Source organism: Streptosporangium sp. G12, from assembly GCF_052983175.1.
On the sequence record NZ_JBRIQO010000008.1, the window covers coordinates 98,848 to 115,636 of the forward strand.

General features: G+C 72.3%; 16 protein-coding genes. 7 read left to right on the plus strand and 9 right to left on the minus strand.

Annotation, left to right across the window (positions count from 1 at the left end; genetic code table 11):
* Positions 1-126: 126 nt before the first annotated feature.
* Together ACVCAG_RS14355 and ACVCAG_RS14360 are read right to left on the minus strand one after the other, a co-directional pair.
* On the minus strand, positions 127-1,848 hold the full coding sequence (locus ACVCAG_RS14355) for a S8 family peptidase (protein WP_447189929.1): 1,722 nt from the start codon (positions 1,846-1,848) through the stop codon (positions 127-129).
* Positions 1,849-2,140: 292 nt separating this feature from the next.
* Entirely contained in the window at positions 2,141-2,470 is a 330-nt protein-coding gene (locus ACVCAG_RS14360) for a protealysin inhibitor emfourin (RefSeq protein ID WP_440083579.1), read from the minus strand.
* Positions 2,471-2,724: 254 nt separating this feature from the next.
* Here ACVCAG_RS14360 and ACVCAG_RS14365 point away from each other — a divergent pair, with 254 nt between their 5' ends.
* Together ACVCAG_RS14365 and ACVCAG_RS14370 are read left to right on the plus strand one after the other, a co-directional pair.
* Positions 2,725-4,371, plus strand: coding sequence for a PHP domain-containing protein (locus ACVCAG_RS14365; RefSeq protein ID WP_440070347.1), 1,647 nt, complete (start codon positions 2,725-2,727; stop codon positions 4,369-4,371).
* Entirely contained in the window at positions 4,329-4,925 is a 597-nt protein-coding gene (locus ACVCAG_RS14370) for a hypothetical protein (protein WP_447189930.1), read from the plus strand. The genes ACVCAG_RS14365 and ACVCAG_RS14370 overlap by 43 nt, the downstream gene beginning before the upstream one ends.
* A gap of 49 nt (positions 4,926-4,974) precedes the next feature.
* On the opposite strand, the gene ACVCAG_RS14375 is transcribed toward ACVCAG_RS14370, so the two are convergent.
* Complete coding sequence (locus tag ACVCAG_RS14375; protein ID WP_447189931.1) at positions 4,975-6,066, minus strand: M4 family metallopeptidase; 1,092 nt, start codon at positions 6,064-6,066, stop codon at positions 4,975-4,977.
* A 273-nt stretch (positions 6,067-6,339) separates the two neighbouring features.
* On the opposite strand from ACVCAG_RS14375, the gene ACVCAG_RS14380 reads away from it, so the two are divergent.
* The 3 genes from ACVCAG_RS14380 to ACVCAG_RS14390 all read left to right on the plus strand — a co-directional run bounded on the left by ACVCAG_RS14380 (position 6,340) and on the right by ACVCAG_RS14390 (position 8,481).
* Positions 6,340-7,179: a metallophosphoesterase gene (locus tag ACVCAG_RS14380; RefSeq protein ID WP_440083583.1), complete on the plus strand. Its 840-nt coding sequence runs from the start codon at positions 6,340-6,342 to the stop codon at positions 7,177-7,179.
* Complete coding sequence (locus ACVCAG_RS14385) at positions 7,176-7,826, plus strand: 4'-phosphopantetheinyl transferase superfamily protein (RefSeq protein ID WP_440083584.1); 651 nt, start codon at positions 7,176-7,178, stop codon at positions 7,824-7,826. The genes ACVCAG_RS14380 and ACVCAG_RS14385 overlap by 4 nt, the downstream gene beginning before the upstream one ends.
* A gap of 82 nt (positions 7,827-7,908) precedes the next feature.
* Positions 7,909-8,481 carry a redoxin family protein gene (locus ACVCAG_RS14390; protein WP_440083585.1) on the plus strand — a complete coding sequence of 191 codons (573 nt, stop codon included), beginning with the start codon at positions 7,909-7,911 and terminating at the stop codon, positions 8,479-8,481.
* Positions 8,482-8,496: 15 nt separating this feature from the next.
* Here the strand turns inward: ACVCAG_RS14390 and ACVCAG_RS14395 are convergent, their stop codons facing one another.
* Together ACVCAG_RS14395 and ACVCAG_RS14400 are read right to left on the minus strand one after the other, a co-directional pair.
* Positions 8,497-9,141 (minus strand): LuxR C-terminal-related transcriptional regulator, encoded by a 645-nt coding sequence (locus ACVCAG_RS14395; protein WP_440083586.1) that lies wholly within the window; start codon positions 9,139-9,141, stop codon positions 8,497-8,499.
* Positions 9,142-9,152: 11 nt separating this feature from the next.
* Positions 9,153-10,382 (minus strand): sensor domain-containing protein, encoded by a 1,230-nt coding sequence (locus ACVCAG_RS14400; RefSeq protein ID WP_440083587.1) that lies wholly within the window; start codon positions 10,380-10,382, stop codon positions 9,153-9,155.
* Between the two features lie 297 nt (positions 10,383-10,679).
* Between ACVCAG_RS14400 and ACVCAG_RS14405 the strand changes: the two genes are divergently transcribed.
* Complete coding sequence (locus ACVCAG_RS14405) at positions 10,680-12,221, plus strand: alpha/beta fold hydrolase (RefSeq protein ID WP_447189932.1); 1,542 nt, start codon at positions 10,680-10,682, stop codon at positions 12,219-12,221.
* Between the two features lie 54 nt (positions 12,222-12,275).
* Here the strand turns inward: ACVCAG_RS14405 and ACVCAG_RS14410 are convergent, their stop codons facing one another.
* A complete protein-coding gene (locus tag ACVCAG_RS14410) occupies positions 12,276-12,515 on the minus strand; it encodes a LuxR C-terminal-related transcriptional regulator (protein WP_440083727.1) in 240 nt (79 codons plus the stop codon).
* On the minus strand, positions 12,512-12,967 hold the full coding sequence (locus tag ACVCAG_RS14415) for a response regulator (RefSeq protein WP_440083733.1): 456 nt from the start codon (positions 12,965-12,967) through the stop codon (positions 12,512-12,514). The genes ACVCAG_RS14410 and ACVCAG_RS14415 overlap by 4 nt, the downstream gene beginning before the upstream one ends.
* 147 nt (positions 12,968-13,114) lie before the next feature.
* Here ACVCAG_RS14415 and ACVCAG_RS14420 point away from each other — a divergent pair, with 147 nt between their 5' ends.
* The gene (locus tag ACVCAG_RS14420; RefSeq protein WP_447189933.1) at positions 13,115-14,380 is read left to right on the plus strand and encodes a beta-eliminating lyase-related protein; all 1,266 of its coding nucleotides are present in this window, start codon (positions 13,115-13,117) and stop codon (positions 14,378-14,380) included.
* Positions 14,381-14,448: 68 nt separating this feature from the next.
* Here the strand turns inward: ACVCAG_RS14420 and ACVCAG_RS14425 are convergent, their stop codons facing one another.
* Both ACVCAG_RS14425 and ACVCAG_RS14430 read right to left on the minus strand, forming a co-directional pair.
* A complete protein-coding gene (locus tag ACVCAG_RS14425) occupies positions 14,449-15,552 on the minus strand; it encodes a lytic polysaccharide monooxygenase (protein ID WP_440083589.1) in 1,104 nt (367 codons plus the stop codon).
* A gap of 324 nt (positions 15,553-15,876) precedes the next feature.
* Positions 15,877-16,350, minus strand: a complete 474-nt coding sequence (locus ACVCAG_RS14430; RefSeq protein ID WP_440083590.1) for a hypothetical protein — start codon at positions 16,348-16,350, stop codon at positions 15,877-15,879.
* Positions 16,351-16,789 lie beyond the last annotated feature (439 nt).

Consider the following 16,789-nt stretch of genomic DNA (forward strand, 5'->3'; position numbering starts at 1 on the left):
ACCGATGGCGTCTGACGACCCATCCCCGGACCGGGCTTCGGGTAAATCAACCCATCGCGCAAGAAGGCGTAAAAACGGCGAGGCCCGGCGCCCGCCGTGAGGCGGACGCCGGGCACCGGGTTCGGATCAGCGGACCGCCCTGAGGGCGTCGACGATCCCGTAGCCGTAGAAACCGTTGCTCAGGGCGCCTCGCTCGCAGGTGTGCGTCGAGGTCGCCGTGGTGCCGTCCGGCAGGTGCCTGGTGTAGGTGTAGGCGGGCGGGGTGGGACAGGCCGTCCTGGTCGCGGTGCCCTTGAGGACCGTCTCCACGACGGCCGGGTGGAGCTTCTTGCCTCCGTGCGCCCGGTCGCGCTGGCCGTACTTGCTCACGATCAGCGCGGCGACCCCGGCGGCGCGCGGGGAGGCCATCGAGGTGCCCTGGAGGTACACGTAGTAGGCGCAGACGTCGCCCTTGCAGCTGCGGACCACGTTGGTGACGTTGGGCGTGCCGTCGGGGTTGAGCTGGCCGCGCGCCTCGGCCACGGACCGGGGATAGGCCGCCAGCGTCGCCCTGGTGACGTCGCGGTGGTTGTCGGCGGTGTCGTAGACGTCGCCGCCCGGGGCGGAGACGTCGACGTAGCCGTTGCCGTAGTCGGAGTAGTACGACTTGCGCTTGCTGATGCCGGTCGAGGAGACCGAGATCACGTGCTTGCCCTCGCTCGGCATGGAGACGCAGCTCGGGGGGATCGTGCGTGAGTAGGGCAACTCGCCGGGGACGCTGGCGAAGTCGGGGCTGGAGGCGTCGACGATCGTCTTGGTGTAGTCGGAGGCGCCGTTGCCCGCCGCGGACACCAGGGTCACCCCCCTGTCGTGCGCGTAGGTGAGCGCCCGCTGCATGGCCTTGATGATCGTGGCCTGTTCCTGCCGGTCGGCCGGGGAGTCCGCCGGGTTGTCGACGCAGTTGAACAGCCACGGGTCGACGTAGTAACTCATGTTGACCACGTCGATGCCGACGTCACCGGCGTGGGTCAGCGCGTCGATGCTGGGCTGCAGGAAGAAGTATCCGGAGTCCTGGCCGGCCCGCAGGTTCACGATCGAGACCTTGGGCGCCACGCCCGAGGTGCCGAGCCCGTTGACGGGCGAGGCGATCGACGACGCCACGTGCGTGCCGTGCTCGTTCTCGTCGACGTCCGCCGGGTCGTTGCACGAGCGGTCGGGCTCGGCCTCGCACGGGCCGTCGATCTCGTCGCCGTTGGCGTCGACGGGGATGTCGACGGTGAAGTTGCGGCTCAGCTCGCGGTTGAAGTTCGGCGCGATGTCGGGGTGGGAGCCGTCGACGCCGGTGTCGATGACACCGACCAGCACGCCCGGGTCGCCCTGCTGGTGACGGTAGGAGCCGTCCACGGTCGCGTGGATCTGCTTCATGTCCCACTGGAGCTCCGACAGCGGCTCCGCGGCGGGTGCGGGCCTGCCGAAGGTGGAGGTGGCGGGCGCGCCGTCACCGGCCTTCTCCACCGCCCTCGACTGCACGGCGAGGCCGGCGGCTCCCCGCCTGGCGGTGGGCACGCTGCCGATGGACCGGTTGTGGGCGATGTCGTCGATCGAGGCGGCGTCGCGCACCGCCTCGGCGAAGCGGGCGTTCGTCGTGGTGACGGTGGCGACGCCGACCGCGGCGTTCTCCTTGAGGATGCTTCCGCCCGCCGCCCTGATGGCCCGCTGGGCGTCCGCGGAACGCGCGCCCTCCGTGTAGAGGACGACGTACTCGGCTTCCGCGCCCGGTTCGGCGATCACCTGCCGGGCCTGCGCCGGGGGCACCAGCGCGGCTGCCGTGAGGGCGGCGACAGCTGCGGTGATGATGACGCGTTTCACATATACCTCCGTATATCCGAAGAGCTCCCCGCAAATGTGATTTCACGCGCACCAACAATCCAGTCGTGCCCACATTTGCCGCCAAGGTGTAATAAAGCCAGCAGGCGCCGGGGAATCCCGCCACCCCTGTGACCTGCACACATCGGCGGATCGTGTCATCGGGGAACCGTTACATGGAAATTCTCGCGCCAAAACCGGTGACGGCGCGGAGTTTCGCATGGTCAGGCCCGCTTTTAGGCGAGCAAGGAGGTGCACAAAAGGGTTAAAGCGGACAGAAGGGGTGAAACGGAGCTCAGCCGGGCGGGCCGATCCGTTCCTGCCGCTCCGGCAGCGAGGTCACGTACGAGATGAGCGCGCGGAGCGGGCCGGGAAGGTCGCCCTCGCGGGCACGCGTCGTGAGCACGCGGCCGCCGTCCTCGACGGTCAGCTCGTAGTCGAAGCGGTCAGGCCCGGTCGCCCGGCCCTCCGGGGGCCCCGGCCGCTCCGGCGGGCCGGACAGCCCGGCCAGCTCCACCCTGGCGCGCAACCCGGTGGCGGCCTCCGGCGCCAGCGACGCGGAGTCGACCGTGATGACCGTGACGAGACCGGCGATGCCGCCACCCCGGACGATCGAGACCTTCATGAGAGTGATCCTAGACCGGCCCGCGCGACCCGGGCGTCGGCCGGCCGCCAGCAGTTCACCCCTCTATAGATATGACCAGTTAACGTACGGTTCAGATGCTTTTGCGAGGGTCCATGCGTAGCCGGAGCAAGATCTCTCCGGCGGGAATGGAAAGGCACGACATGGGCCACGGGCACGATCACCCTCACGATCACACTCATGCTCACCCGCACGACCACTCTCACGGTGCCGAGCACGCCCTCGACCAGGGTGACATGGCTCCGGTCGTGGACTTCTCGGTTCCCGACGCCGAGCTCTCCCCCGGGCAGCTGTCGCGGCGCCAGATGTTCCGGCGCGCGGGACTGCTGGGCGCCGGCCTGAGCGCGGCCGGCGTTCTCGGCACGCAGGGCCAGGCCGCGGCCGCCACCCCCGCGCGGGTCACGCGCGGGCCCGAGCCGCGCGACGGCTACCTCTGGCTCGCGGGCGACCACCACATCCACACCCAGTACAGCTCCGACGGGATCTACAAGGTCAGCGACCAGGTCCAGCACGGAAACGCGTACGGGCTGGACTGGATGGTCATCACCGACCACGGAGGCACCACCCACGCCAAGATCGGTGTGGACAAGGTCAACCCCGACATCGTCGCCGCGCGGCAGGCGGTCAAGGACGCCCTGGTCTTCCAGGGGCTGGAGTGGAACATCCCGGGCGCCGAGCACGGCACCGTGTTCGTGGCCCCCGGCCGCAACGAGGTGGCCACCCTCAAGGAGTTCGAGAACTCCTTCGACGGCGGGGTGAAGAACGCCGGGGCCTCCACCCCGCAGAACGAGGCCCTCGCCATCGCCGGGCTGAACTTCCTGGCGGACGCCGTCAGGCGGCGCCGCGTCGAGGCCGCGCTGTTCTTCGCCAACCACCCCTCGCGCAAGGGGCTCGACTCCCCGCACGAGATCCGGGCCTGGCGCGACGCCCAGCCGGGCATCGCCGTCGGTATGGAGGGCGCGCCGGGCCACCAGGCGGCGGGGATCCCCAAGCCGCACGGGCCGGGCGGCGGGCGCGGCTTCTACGACAGCAACCCGGGCGCTGACTCGTTCCCCGCGTACCCCGCCGAGAGCTATAAGACCTTCGGCGGCTTCGACTGGATGACCTCGACCGTCGGAGGGCTGTGGGACAGCCTGCTCGCCGAGGGCAAGAGCTGGTGGATCACCGCCAACTCCGACTCGCACTCGGTCTACGCCGACACGAGCGACCGCGGGCCGGGCAGCGACTTCAACGCCAACGGCAAGTACGACGACCCCGTCTACCGGGGCTCTCAGAACCTGGCGGCCGGCGACTTCTGGCCGGGCTTCTACAGCCGGACCCACGTCGGGGCCAAGGACTTCTCCTACACCGCGGTCATGGACGGTCTCCGAGAGGGCCGCGTGTGGGTGGACCACGGCGGTCTGATCAGCGCCCTGGTCGTGCGCGCCCGGCAGGCCGGCAGGGGGCAGCGCGGGGTCTCGCTCGGCGACACCCTGCATGTCCGCAAGGGCGCCAAGGTCGAGCTCGTCATCGAGATCACGCTGGCGAACCAGCCGAACTGGGCGCAGTACGTCCCGACCTTGGCCCGCGTGGACGTCATCCAGGGCGACGTCACCGGCCCCGCGGCCGACAAGGACGTCTTCACGACCTCGGCCACCAAGGTCGTGAAGTCCTTCGAGGTCGGCAGGAACACCGGGACGGTGACGTTCACCTACCAGCTCGGCGCCGTCGACCGGCCGGTCTACGTGCGGCTGCGCGGCACCGACGGCAACCGCAGCGCGCCCGGGCTGCTCGGCGCGGCGATCGACCCGGCCGGGCCCCAGATCGACGTCTTCGGCGACGGCGACCCCTGGAAGGACCTGTGGTTCTACAGCAACCCGATCTGGGTCGTGCCGCGCGGATGATCCTCGGCCTCGACGGAGGCTCGCGGACGGTCGCGGAGGCCGAGCACCTTCTTCATGACGTGGAGAAGGCGCTCGGCCTCCCGGCCGGGACCGTGGGCTGCACGCATTTCGTCCGCACCGCAGGCGGACCGCCGCACGTCGCCTGCTCCCTCGCCGTCCGGGAGACCGTCGACCTGGCCGCGCTCCCCGCCGGGGTGGGCGCCACGTTCGGTGACAGCCGTACCGGCCCGGAGGATCTGGCGGAGGGGGCCGCGCTCGCCGCGGCCGAGCACGCCGCCGGGTCCGGTGGGCGCCTGGTCGTGTTCCCCGGCCGGGCCGAACTCACCGGCACGCTCAGCGTGGCCGAGGTGCTGGCCCGCTCGGTGATCGACCGCGTCGTCGTGCTGGCGCAGGCGGAGGAGCCGGCGCCGGACACGCTCGTCACGACCAACGACCACGTACGGCCGCAGCTGCGCGGCGGGCACGTGGTCCTGCTGACCATGCCGGCCTCGGGCGGGCGCCTCATGCCCGCCGAGGTGCCGAACCCGACGCCCTGCTGCGCCGACCACGACTGACGGGGCGCGCCCGGACCCGTCCGCGGTTCCCCGCCACGGGAGACCCTTCCTAGAGGACCCCGACCTGCTGCCACGCGGCGCGCACCTTCCTCTGCTCGTCCCCGTCCGCGCCGAACAGCTCCCCGGCCACCTCCACGGTCGCCTCCGCGGCCTCCCGGAAGTCCGAGCGCGGCCGGAGCCGCTCGGTGAGCGTGACGTACCAGACGCGTCCGGCGCGCTCCCAGGCGTTGCCGCCGATGGCGGTGGCGGCGAGGTAGAAGGCGTGGTTGGGGATGCCCGAGTTGATGTGGACGCCTCCGTGGTCGTTGGAGGGGTTGCCGTCGTCGGGCAGGTCCACGTAGTCGCGCATGTGCCCCGGCTGGCGGTCGCGTCCCCCGGAGGGGGTCGACCAGGCGGTTCCCGGCGCCTTCATCGACCGCAGGGCCGTCCCCCGCAGGGCGCTGCCCAGGATGCCGTCGCCGATGAGCCAGTCGGCCCGCTCGGCGGTCTGCCCGCGGCTGTACTGCTTGGCGAGCGACCCGAGGACGTCGGAGAACGACTCGTTGAGGGCGCCGGACTGCTTGCTGTAGACCAGGTTCGCGGTGAACTGGGTGATGCCGTGGGTCAGCTCGTGCGCCACGATGTCGACGGCCCTGGTGAGGGAGCCCTTGGTGAAGATCTGCCCGCTGCCGTCACCGTAGATCATCTGGAAGCCGATCCAGGCGGCGTTGTCGTAGTCGGTCCCGTAGTGGACCGAGGAGACGATCTCCAGTCCCCGCCCGTCGATGCTGTCCCGCTCGAAGACCTTCCGGTAGAAGTCGTAGGTGATGCCCGCCCCGTCGTAGGCGTCGTCGACCGCCGCGTCACCGGACGGCCCGTCGCCCTCCCCGCGCCTCTTGCGGCCGGGCAGGTCGAAGTCCCCGCCGTTCTCGACGTCGTAGACCGTGCGCACCATGCCGGGGGCGGGCGCCACGTCGGCGACGGTGAGGTTGAGCTGGCGCAGCGCGCCGGCGAACGACGCGCGCTGCGCACGGGCGTTCTCCGAGGTGGCCAGGGTCCTGAGCGCGGCCTCCCGCTCCTCGGGGGTTCCCTGGCCGGCGACCGCCTCGAGCAGGTCGGGGGGTGCGATGCAGCACTGGGGCATGCTGTCGAATGTCGTCATACGTCAAGAATCGCCGCCGCCTCCCCCGGCCGCATGAGTATCGCCGTACTCGGTGCCTTCGCGGCGGGGTGGGGTGTGCCGCCGGGAGCGGTCGTGAGAGGGTTCTTTTGCTCGGCGATCACGAGTTCGTGACCGCGCCCGGGAAGCGGGCGAGACGGAGGCGGCGGTGCTTGGGAACGTGGAAACGAACGAGGGGACGGCGGGGGCCCTCACGCCGCCGGCGCGCGGCGTCCGGCCCGCTCGGGCCACCGGTTCTCCGGGGACGGGCCGCGCATGACGTCACTGCTGGCCATCAGCGACCTGCACATCGGCTACCAGGAGAACCGGAGCATCGTCGAGGAGCTGCGGCCCACCTCCGCCTCCGACTGGCTGCTGGTCGCCGGGGACGTCTCCGAGAAGGTCTCCGACGTCGAATGGGCCCTGGGACTGCTCGCCGGACGGTTCGAGAAGGTGGTGTGGGCGCCCGGCAACCACGAGCTGTGGACCCATCCCAGCGACCCCGTCCAGCTGCGTGGCGAGGAGCGCTACCGGCACCTGGTCGAGGTGTGCCGGAACCTGGGGGTGGCGACGCCGGAGGACCCCTACCTCACCTGGACCGGCCCCGGCGGCCCGGTCACCGTCGCCCCGCTGTTCGTGCTGTACGACTACACCTTCCGCATGCCCGGCGTCGCGACGAAGGAGGAGGCGCTCGCCATCGCGTACGACAAGGGTGTGGTCTGCACCGACGAGATGCTGCTCCACCCCGACCCGTACCCGACCAGGGACGCCTGGTGCGACGCCAGGATCGCCGAGACCGAACGGCGCCTGGAGGCCAGGCCGCCCGGGGTTCCGACGGTGCTGGTCAACCACTATCCTCTGGTACGCGAGCCCACCCTGGTCCTGTACCACCCGGAGTTCGCGATCTGGTGCGGCACCGAGCGCACCGCCGACTGGCACCTGCGCTTCGACGCCGCCACGGTCGTCTACGGCCACCTGCACATCCCCCGGACCACCTGGCACGACGGTGTCCGCTTCGAGGAGGTTTCCTTGGGTTATCCCCGCGAGTGGCGTCCCAGGCCCACCGCGCCCGGCCAGCTGCGGCGCATCCTGCCCGCCCCTCGGCCCGTCGCATGATCGAGAAGATCCTGCCGTCGTGGGTGGCGAGCTCGGAGTGCTTCGAGGACCCGCCCGACGTCGTGCTGTTCCCCGAGGAGGAGGCGGCCGTCGCCCGCGCGGTGGACAAGCGGCGCCGCGAGTTCGGCACCGCGCGCCACTGCGCCCGCCGGGCCCTGGCCGATCTGGGACTGCCCCCGGTGCCGATCCTGCCCGGCGAGCGCGGCGCCCCCGGGTGGCCTGCGGGGGTGGTGGGCGCCATCACCCACTGCGCCGGATACCGCGCGGCGGCCGTCTCCCTCGAGGCGCTGGCCGTCGGCATCGACGCGGAGCCCCACGAGCCGCTCCCCGACGGCGTCCTGCCCGCGGTCTCGCTGCCCGAGGAGCGGGCCGCCATCGCGGAGCTCGACGACGGCGTGCACTGGGGCCGGCTTCTGTTCAGCGCCAAGGAGAGCGTCTACAAGGCGTGGTTCCCGCTGGCCAGGCGCTGGCTCGGCTTCGAGGAGGCCCACCTCACCTTCTCCTCCTCCGGTACGTTCACCGCCCGCCTCCTCGTCCCGGGCCCCCGGGTGGAGGGCCGGGAGCTTACCGGCTTCACGGGCCGCTGGCTGGTGTCCGACGGCCTGGTCGTGACCGCCATCGCCGTGCCGGGGAAATCCGTGTCCTGACACGTGCGCCGATCCGGCCGCCCGCCCGTGCCCGCGTACGGACCACGGAGGCGGCCTCGCGGGGACGTCCTAGGCTGAGCTCATGCCCCACGATCCGACGGTCCTGCCCGCCGGCCTGCCGGTACCCGTGGACGACGGCGCCTGCGCCCACCTGCCCGGCGCCGCGGTGCCGGCGCTCTCCCTCCCCTCGACGGACGGGGAGCCGTTCCGCGTGGATCTGGTGCCCGGCGGCGCCGAGCGGCTGGTGCTGTACGCGTACCCGCGCACCGGCCGCCCAGGAGAGGACCCGCCGGTTCCCGGCTGGGACCTCATCCCCGGCGCGCGCGGGTGCACGCCCGAGTCGTGCGCCTTCCGTGACCACGCCGGGGAGCTGCACGCGGCCGGCGCCGCCGTCGCCGGCCTCTCCACCCAGGACACCGCCTACCAGCGGGAGGCCGCCGAGCGGCTGCACCTGCCGTTCCCGCTGCTCAGTGACGCGTCGCTGGAGCTCACCGGCGCTCTCGGCCTGCCCACGACATGGGTGGCGGGCATGACGCTGCTGCGGCGTCTCACCCTGGTGATCCGCGACGGGGTGGTCGAGCACTGCTTCTACCCGGTCTTCCCGCCCGACGGGCACGCCGCGCAGGTGCTGGCCTGGCTGCGTGACCACCGCTGAGGCCGCGACGGGAGGTCAGGACTCCAGGTAGCGCAGCACGGCGAGCACCCGGCGGTGGTCGCTCTGCGACGGCGGCAGGCCGAGCTTGGTGAAGATGTGCGTGACGTGCTTCTCCACCGACCCGTACGACAGGAACAGGGCCTCGGCGATCGCGCCGTTGGACCGTCCGTCGGCCATCATGACGAGCACCTCGCGCTCCCGGGGGGTGAGGGTGTCGAGGGTGTCGGCGCGCCTGCCGGTCGCCATCATCCGGGTGACGACCTCCGGGTCCAGCACGGTCTCGCCCGCGGCGATCCGGGAGAGCGCGGCCAGGAAGTCGCCGACGTCGGCGACCCGCTCCTTCAGCAGGTAGCCCACCCCTCGCGAGTCCTCGGCGAGGAGCAGGGTCGCCGAGCGCGTCTCCACGTACTGGGAGAAGACCAGCACCCCGATGCCGGGGTGGTCGCGGCGGATGTCGATCGCGGCGCGCAGGCCCTCGTCGGTGTGGGTCGGCGGCATGCGCACGTCCACCACGGCGACGTCCGGCCGGTGCTCGTCCACCGCGGCGCGCAGCGCGACCCCGTCGCCCACGGCCGCGGGGACCTCGTGCCCCCTCGTGGTGAGCAGCAGGGTGAGCCCGGCTCTGAGCACCGCGGAGTCCTCGGCGACGACGACGCGCATGCGATCTCCGTTCAGGTGGGGAGCGGCACCTCCACGGTGACCACCGTAGGCCCTCCGGGAGGGCTGTCGATCTCCAGCCGCCCGTCCACGACGCCCACCCGGGCCACCAGCCCCGGCAGTCCCGTCCCGGCGCCCATCGAGGCGCCGCCCGTCCCGTCGTCGCCGACGTGCAGCCGCAGCAGGCCGCCGTGTCCCCCCACCTCGACGATCGCCCGCCGCGCGCCGCTGTGCTTGACCACGTTGGCGAGCAGCTCGGCGGTGCAGAAGTAGACGATCGTCTCCACCGCGGCGGGGGGACGGCGGGGCAGGTCGACGCGGAGGTCGACGGGCAGCGCGAAGCGCGTGGCGAGCATGGCGAGCGCGACCTCCAGTCCCTGGTCCAGGACGGGCGGGTAGATGCCGTGGATCAGCAGGCGCAGGTCGGCGATGATCTCCTTGGTGTCGCGGTGGGCGGCGTCCACCAGGTCGCGCGCCTGCCGGAGCCGGTCCTCCCCCGGTGAGGCGGCGAGCTCCTCCTTCGCCATGCCCAGGCTCATCGCCAGCGCCACGAGGCGGGCCTGCGGTCCGTCGTGCAGGTCGCGCTCGATCCGGCGCAGGGTCGCCGTCGCGTCCTCGGCCATGCGGGCCCTCGTCTCCTCCAGGTGGCCGATCCTGGCCGAGACCCTGGTCGGGCCGAGCAGGGTGCGCGCGAGGAGCCGCTCGGGGAGCAGCGCGGCCCGCAGCGCCAGGGGGGCCGGCGCGAGCAACGCCAGACCGGCCACGCCCAGCAGCAGGACGCCCGGCCAGGTGCCGGCGTGCGGACCCCAGACACCGGCGGGTCCCGGCGACCAGCGGACGGGATAGGAGAGCAGCCACAGGCCGCCACCCCAGAATCCGGCGGCGGCTCCGAGGGCGAGCAACGCGGTCAGGGGCTTGACCAGCAGGTAGACCGCCGCCCGCCACCCCACCCCGTCGCCGAGCGCCGACACGAACCAGCCGATCGGCCCGGAACCCGGCCTGAAGGGGGCGGGGGCGGGCGTCCTGACGTCCAGCAGCAGGCGGGCCAGACCGAGGTGGACCGCCCCCAGGTACCGGGCTCCGCGGACCGCGACGGCCAGCATCGGGAGGCCGACGATCGCCGTCGACCACAACGCGGCCAGCAGCATGGCGAGCAGGAGGACCAGGCCGGCGACGGCCAGCGGCATCCCGGCCAGCGCGTAGCCCAGCTCGCGCCAGACCCGCCCCGATCCCGGTCCCGGCATCGGTCCCGGTCCCGGCATCGGTGAAGCCGGAACCGCTGCCGGGGGCGGGGGCGAGGACGACGCGGCCGGAGGCGGAGGGCCGGAGGGAGGACGGCTCATTTCTCCAGCGTGCCGCACCCCGCTCCCGCCCGACATCCGGCGGGCCCGTGGGGGATATCCCGAGGTTTCCCGGTGGACGTCCCCGTGGTCTCCGGCGGACGGGTTCGCGACGCTGGAGGGGAGCCGGTGTCCGGGAACCGGCGCACGACGACCGTACGGCGTACCGACCGCCGTCCGGACAGAACAGAGGAGCCACGGATGTACGGGAAGATCGGACCGTTGTTCACGGGACTGGTGGCGGCGTCTGCGCTGCTCGTCCCCGCCGGAACGCCCTCGCCCACGCCGTCACTCACGACAGGACCGGCGCCCGCGGCCTCACCCACCACGGAGTCGGCGCGGGCTCCGGCACCCGCGTCGGGAACGGCCTCACGGCTGGAGTGGAAGGCGTGCGCGGGCGAGAACCTCCCGGAGGGGATCCGGTGCGCCACCGTCACGGTGCCGGTGGACTGGAGGGAGCCGCGCGGGCGGAAGCTCACCCTGGATCTGGCGCGGCTTCCCGCCACCGACCCGGCGAACCGGATCGGTGGCGTGCTGCAGATACCGGGAGGCCCCGGGGCCGAGGGAGTGGAGGACCTGAAGGATTCGGCGCCCGGCCTCACCGAGCTGCGCCGCCGCTTCGACCTCGTCGGCTACAACCCGCGCAACACCGGGCTCGGGAAGAGGCTGCCGGCGGTGTGCTGGAAGATGGGGCCGCAGCTGCTGGAGCCCCGTGACCGCGAGGAGTACCGGGCCCAGGTGGCGAGGGTGGAGGCGGCTGCGCGCGAGTGCCGGGACGCCGATTCCAGCGGCCTGTTCGACAACCTCGACTCCCTGTCGGTGGCACGGGACATGGAGGCGGTCCGCGAGGCCCTGGGCGAGCGGCGGCTGAGCTTCATGGCCAACTCCTACGGAGGGGTGCCCGCCGCCGCGTACGCGCGCCTGTTCCCCGGGCGCGTCCGGGCGATGTACCTCGACGGGGCGGCCGACCAGGTCAACGGATGGGCCAAGCTGCACCTGGACCACGTCTCCGTCAACGAGCGGATGTTCGGGCGGTTCGTCGCCTGGTGCGCGGCCGACAGCGCCTGCGCGCTGCACGAGGAGGACGCGGGCGCGGTCTGGCGCGCCCTCGTCGAGAAGCTGGACCGCTCCCCGATCCCGATCTCGTCCCCGGAGCTCGGCGAGGGGAAGCTGACCGGGTGGCACCTGAGGCTGCTGGGCTTCCAGGCGAACCCGGGCCCGGACAACGCCTGGTGGTCGGCCTTCGCCGCGTCGGTGGACAGGCTCAGGAAGGGTGACGCCTCCGGTTTCGCGGATGCCGTCAACGGCAACTCCCGGATCTGGGCGGTACCGGCCGCGCGGGCGATGACCTGCCCCGACGACCGCGGCTACGCCGGCTACGCCCGGTTCCGCGACGCCTCCCGCCGGATGCGGGAGGCCTCCCCCCACCTGGGCGCCGCGCCGCTCGACATGCTGGGCTGCTCCGGCTGGCCGCGGCCCGTCGCCAACCCGTCCCGCCCGCTGCCGGTCCGCGGCCTGCCGCCGTTCCTGGGAGCCGGGTCCTGGACCGACCACGCCATGACCGCGAGCCTGGCCGGGACGGTGCCCGGTTCGGTCACCGTCCGGTACGACGGTCCCGGGCACGTGCTGTACATGCCGGGCGACAACGGGCCCGCCAGCCGGTGCGTGATCGGCCACGCCACCCGCTACCTCGTCGACCTGACGCTCCCCGCCCCCGGCACCGTCTGCCGCCCCGGCGAGTGACGCGTCCCGTTCCCGGCCGGTCCGCAGCGGGGGCGCGGGCCGGCCCGGCGGGCGTCACACGACGCCCGCCTTGTGCGCGAACACGGCCATCTGCAGGCGGTCGCGGAGGTCGAGCTTGCTGAGGAGGTTGGACACGTGGAACTCGACGGTCGCCTGGCTGACGTACAGCTTGCTCGCGATCTCGGTGTTGTTCAGCCCGTCGGCGACCAGGGCCAGCACCTCGTGCTCGCGTTCGGTGAGCGACTTGACGGCCTCGGGCGGGCGGTACGGGAGCCCGTTCTCGAAGCGGCTCAGGAAGCTGCTGGCGACCTGCGGCGCGAAGAACGCCTCCCCCGCGCGATCGCCCTGATCGCCCCGACCAGCTCGTCCTGGGCGCTGGAGCGCAGCAGGAAGCCGCGGGCCCCGGCGCGCACGGCGTCGAACATGGCCTCCGGGTGCTCGGTCAGGATGACGCTGCGCACCGAGCCCGCCAGCGGGTCGGCGCGGAGCCGCTCGGTGACCTGGACGCCGTCGAGGCCGGTGAGCCGCTCGGTGACCTGGACGCCGTCGAGGCCGGTGAGCCGCTCGTCGACGAGGGCCACGTCCGGCCGCAGGCCCCTGGCCTGGGAGACCGCCTCGAACCCGTCGCCGGCGTCCCCCACGACGCGCAGCCCCGGTTCGGCGGCGAGGATCGAGCACAGTGCCGTGCGCAGCAGTCTCTCCGAGTAGCAGATCAGGACCCTGATCTCTGTTTCAACCCCGTTCATGGTGTCTCATCTCAGACGCGCGAGGGCGATGTGCCGTGACGGGAGGAGTCCGGCGAGCGGTTCCCTGCCGGTGACGACGACGCCGGTGAAGCCGAGGGCCGGCAGCGGCGGCACCCGGCCCTGCGCGAGCCCGTCGGCGCGCGGATCGTGGTCGCGCTGTCGCGGATCGCCCTGCCGTGCGTCGTCAAACCCGTCGACGACACCGGCTCGCTGAGCGTGGTGCTCTGCTCCACGCCCGGGGAGGTAACCGCCCACTGCCGGCGGATCATCTCGGCCGGCGTCAACGTGCGGGGGCAGGCCACCGCGAGGACCCGCGGCGGCAAGGCGATCGTCGGCCACGAGCCCGACCTGTACGTCTACGAGGCCGGGGACGCGTCGATGTGCGGCGGCATCGTCTACGAGCCGCTCGCCAACCTGCCGGACGGGACGATCAGCCTGGAGGACATCGCCGAGGCGTGCACGGTCGACCGCGCCGACCCGCAGATCACGCCTCCGGCGCTGGTCAGCCTGGAGACGCCGCAGAACCGGTGCGGCGGCCCGCCGCTCCAGCTGGACTACCTCGCCGAGGTGGCCCAGCTGACGCGCTCGCACGGGGTGGCGCTGCACCTGGACGGGGCGCGCATCTTCAACGCCTCGGTCGCGCTGGGCGTCACCCCCGCGGAGATCGCCTTCTACGCCGACACGGTGCAGATCTGCCTGTCGAAGGGCCTGTGCGCGCCGATCGGGTCGGTCCTGGTGGGCGATCGGGCGATCATCGCCCAGGCCAGGCGGATGCGGAAGATGCTCGGCGGCGGCATGCGCCACCTGTGGGGGCACCGCGCCCTGCGCGGCCTGGCCGCGTACTCCGGCGTGCTCAACCTGGCCTACGGCGCGTACTTCGCCGTCTTCGTGCTGTGGGTGGTCGGCGGCGGCTCCCGCGTGGGGCTCAGGCTCACCCCGGGCCAGTACGGCTTCCTGGCGGCCACGCCGGCGGCGGGGGCGGTGGCCGGCTCGGTGCTCGCCGGGCGGCTCACCCGGCCGGCCGGTGCGAACGGCGCCCTGGTGGGCGTCACGCTGCTCAACGGGCTCCTGCCGCTGGTGCCGTTGCTCGTGCCCTCCCCGCTCGCGGTCTTCCCCGCCGCCGCGGGCATCGGCGCGGCCAACGCCGTCACCAACGTCGTCTCCGTCTCGCTGCGCCGGCGGCTCATCCCCGACGGCCTGCTCGGGCGGGTGAACGCCACCTGCCGCCTGATCGGCATGGGCGCCATGCCGCTGGGCGCCGCGGCCGGCGGCCTGGTCGCCTCCCTCGCGGGCCTGCCCGCGGTCTTCTGGGCCGCCTGCGCGCTCTCCCTGCTCGGCGCCGCCCTGGTCCCGCGCGGCGGGGAGGCCGGGAGTCCGGTGCGGGAACGCCTCGGAGCCGCGAACGGCGGATGATGAGGACACTGAACCGGCCCGCCACCGGGAGGTGGCGGGCCGGCGCGTGCGTGCCCGGGGGGAGGGGGTCAGGTCGCCGTGCAGGTGAGGGTGGGGGTGCCGCCGGTGCCGGAGCCGGTGAATCCGAAGCTGGCGGAGGCGCCGGCGCCCAGTGAACCGTTGTAGGCGACGTTGCGGGCGCTGACCGCGGACCCGCTGGTGGTCACGGTCGCGCTCCACGCCGAGTTGACCCTCTCACCGTTGGCGAAGGTCCAGTTCACCGTCCAGCCGGTGATCGCCCTGGAGCCGGCGGTCACGCTCACGTCGGCCTGGAAGCCGCCGGACCACTGGGAGGTGACGCGGTAGGTGGCCGAGCAGCCGCCCGGGCCCGGGGTCGGGGTGGGCGTGGGGGTCGGGGTGGGAGTCGGGGTCGGGGTCGGGGTCGGCGTGGGGGTCGGGTCGGGGTCCGTGCCGCCGGTGAAGTTGACGTCGCTGCAGAAGTAGTACGACTGGTCGAGGTGGCTGGCCTGCCAGACGGTGTAGACGATGTGGTGGCCGCTACGGCCGGGCGCGTTCACCGGGATGGCCGTGCTGGTGCCGGTGGGCCTGCTGCCCAGCTGGTTGACGAGTTCCAGGTCACTCCACTTCAGCTGCTGGGTCTTGGGGTTGAAGCCCTGCTTGGTGACGTAGACGCGGATGTAGTCCGCGCCGTGCGAGGCCTGGTCCAGCAGGTTCATCGTGAACGAGGCGGGACGGTCCACGGTCTTCCACGCGCCCACCGTGTCCATGGAGTTGTAGCGGCCGCCTTCGGTCCGGCCGCCGCTGCACAGCTGCCCGTCGGGGATCGCGGCCTGGTGGTTGCCGCCGACGCCCTCGCGGAACAGCCCGTTCCAGTTCCACATCGCGTTGGGGTTGCTCTGCCAGGCCTGCCAGCACATGGGGTCCTGCTGGGCCATCGCCGGGTTCTGGAAGTCACCCCCCCAGCGCTCCCAGCAGCCGTAGTTACGCGAGGGCGGGTCGCTGATCGAGCCGTGCGCCGCGGCGGGGCCCGCCGTCACGGTGGTGAGCGCGAGCGCGGTCGCGACCGCGACCAGCGCCGCGACGACCATCCGCCAGACCGGGATCCGGTGGAGGGATGCGACGTCGGACACGTGTGCCTGGTCGCGCAGGAGTCGGAGCGTACGTGACCTCATCGGGTACAGGTCTCCTTTTCGAGTGCCGGGGGACGGGTCCTGGCGCGCCGAGTGAGGGCGGAGTTCTCACGCCAGAGGGTCCCCACCGTCGCCCAATCCGCATTGGGGGGCAACAGTGATCTACGGCTCTCGAAGGGAGACCGGCCTGGAGCTGGCCATACGCCACAAAACGTATGAAAGGTTCATTTCCGAATGATTTTCCCTGGGGCAGCCTACGGCGGAACTGATGTGCGACCTGCCGCATGGCCGTCCTCCCGGGGGCGTCACATCGCCCGGATCGGGCCTGACCGGAGACGTGCGGTCTCGCGTGGAACGTAACGAGATCTAGCTGAACGACACCGACTGCAGGTTGCAGTTGGTGAGCCATGGCCCGGGGGAGACCGGTGCCGCGGAGCAGGCCCAGCTCGCGGTGATGCCGGTCGTTCCGGCGGGAATGCCGGTGAGGCCGGCCGACCCGCTGAAGTCGCCGTACGGGTAGTGGCCGCTGCTGCACTGGGCCGTGACCCCCATGGACGTGGCCCCGTCGGGCAGCGTCTGGGTGAACTGGAACGCGTGCGTGGCGGGGACCGCGACCAGGCCGGGGGTCGCCGAGGGCGGTGAGGTGTGGAGCCGCACGTTCGAGGGATACCAGTCGCGGATGTCTCCGAAGTGGTTGGAGCTGACGCAGTCCACCGTGGCATGCAGTACGGCGGTGGTCGCGGCGGCGGGCTGCGCAAGGCCTACGATGCCCAACGTGCCGGTGACGACCAGCGCGGATCCGAGCGCCAGCCCTCGACGAACCAGTTTCGCAGCGAACATCGCCGTTCCTCCTCAATGCTTCTGACATCGGCCACCGCGAATTCAGCATCCTTCGCACGACACGGTCAACGGCCGAGCGATTTCAACAGAGCCACAACCGTCACGGCGGCGAGATCCCGAAGACCGAATCCACCGCCGGTCAATTCGGTGTTCTTCAGGGGAACGACCGCCGGGTAGAACGTGCAACCAGCGGCGTTGACGCGATTCCTACGGACGCCGGACCGGAAGGCGTATGCCTGATGTTTCGGTCTGCCGGTCGCGCGCCGCATCAGGCACCTTTGAAAGATTCATCGGGCCGGCATCCCGAGCACCGCGCCACGAACGATCCCCCTCCCCCAGGGCAACGGCCTCGTCGTCGCCACCGGACCCAACGGTTTGGGTAAGTCCGATTTCGTCGAAACCTCCGAAATAACGTCGACCGGACAGAACTCACGCCGGA

Bases quoted from the DNA above. Each gene is read 5' to 3' on its own strand.
- ACVCAG_RS14360 (WP_440083579.1), bottom strand. From the start codon at position 2,470: ATGAAGGTCTCGATCGTCCGGGGTGGCGGCATCGCCGGTCTCGTCACG.
- ACVCAG_RS14365 (WP_440070347.1), top strand. From the start codon at position 2,725: ATGGCTCCGGTCGTGGACTTCTCGGTTCCCGACGCCGAGCTCTCCCCC.
- ACVCAG_RS14375 (WP_447189931.1), bottom strand. From the start codon at position 6,066: ATGACGACATTCGACAGCATGCCCCAGTGCTGCATCGCACCCCCCGAC.
- ACVCAG_RS14380 (WP_440083583.1), top strand. From the start codon at position 6,340: ATGACGTCACTGCTGGCCATCAGCGACCTGCACATCGGCTACCAGGAG.
- ACVCAG_RS14385 (WP_440083584.1), top strand. From the start codon at position 7,176: ATGATCGAGAAGATCCTGCCGTCGTGGGTGGCGAGCTCGGAGTGCTTC.
- ACVCAG_RS14390 (WP_440083585.1), top strand. From the start codon at position 7,909: ATGCCCCACGATCCGACGGTCCTGCCCGCCGGCCTGCCGGTACCCGTG.
- ACVCAG_RS14395 (WP_440083586.1), bottom strand. From the start codon at position 9,141: ATGCGCGTCGTCGTCGCCGAGGACTCCGCGGTGCTCAGAGCCGGGCTC.
- ACVCAG_RS14400 (WP_440083587.1), bottom strand. From the start codon at position 10,382: ATGCCGGGACCGGGATCGGGGCGGGTCTGGCGCGAGCTGGGCTACGCG.
- ACVCAG_RS14405 (WP_447189932.1), top strand. From the start codon at position 10,680: ATGTACGGGAAGATCGGACCGTTGTTCACGGGACTGGTGGCGGCGTCT.
- ACVCAG_RS14415 (WP_440083733.1), bottom strand. From the start codon at position 12,967: ATGAACGGGGTTGAAACAGAGATCAGGGTCCTGATCTGCTACTCGGAG.
- ACVCAG_RS14425 (WP_440083589.1), bottom strand. From the start codon at position 15,552: ATGAGGTCACGTACGCTCCGACTCCTGCGCGACCAGGCACACGTGTCC.
- ACVCAG_RS14430 (WP_440083590.1), bottom strand. From the start codon at position 16,350: ATGTTCGCTGCGAAACTGGTTCGTCGAGGGCTGGCGCTCGGATCCGCG.